This window comes from Streptomyces sp. T39 (assembly GCF_008042045.1).
Classification (GTDB): domain Bacteria; phylum Actinomycetota; class Actinomycetes; order Streptomycetales; family Streptomycetaceae; genus Streptomyces.
The window spans coordinates 1-655 of the sequence record NZ_RDBP01000067.1 but is presented as its reverse complement, the minus strand read 5'-3'; the positions used below and the strand labels follow the sequence as shown (position 1 = coordinate 655).

The window sequence follows — 655 nt, the reverse complement described above, 5'->3', positions numbered from 1 at the left end:
ATGCTGGGCCTCGACAAGGCCGACCACGACCGCTTCCACGGCTGGTACACCAGCGTCGTCGCCTTCCTCGGCAACCTCTCGGGCGACCCGGACGTCACCGCCGCCGGACTGCGCACCCGGACCGAGTTCGCCGATTACATGATCCCCGTCATCCGCGAACGGCGCGCCCACCCGGGCGACGACCTGCTGTCCGGCCTGTGCACCGCGGAGGTCGACGGCGTGCGCATGAGCGACGAGGACATCAAGGCCTTCTGCAGCCTGCTCCTCGCGSMCGGCGGCGAGCTGTTCGGGGTGGGCGAGGAGGTTGGCGAAGATGCAGGCGATGGCCTTGTCGGTGGTCTCGCCGCCGTGCGCGAGGACCGCTCGCTCATCGACCGGGCGTTCGCCGAGACCCTGCGCTACACCCCGCCCGTGCACATGATCATGCGGCAGACGGCCGCCGAGGTCACCGTCAGCGGCGGCACGATCCCCGCCGGCGCCACGGTCACCTGCCTCATCGGCGCGGCCAACCGTGACGCGGACCGCTACCGCGACCCGGACCGCTTCGACATCTTCCGCGACGACCTGACCGCCACCACGGCCTTCTCGGCCGCGGCGGACCACCTCGCCTTCGCGCTCGGCCGCCACTTCTGCGTCGGCGCCACTTCTGCGTCGG

General features: G+C 71.7%; 1 protein-coding gene. It reads left to right on the top strand.

Annotation, left to right across the window (positions count from 1 at the left end; all coding sequences use genetic code 11):
- Positions 1-655, top strand: a 655-nt coding sequence (locus EAO77_RS35085; RefSeq protein ID WP_147992374.1) for a cytochrome P450, incomplete at both ends; no start/stop codon positions are given.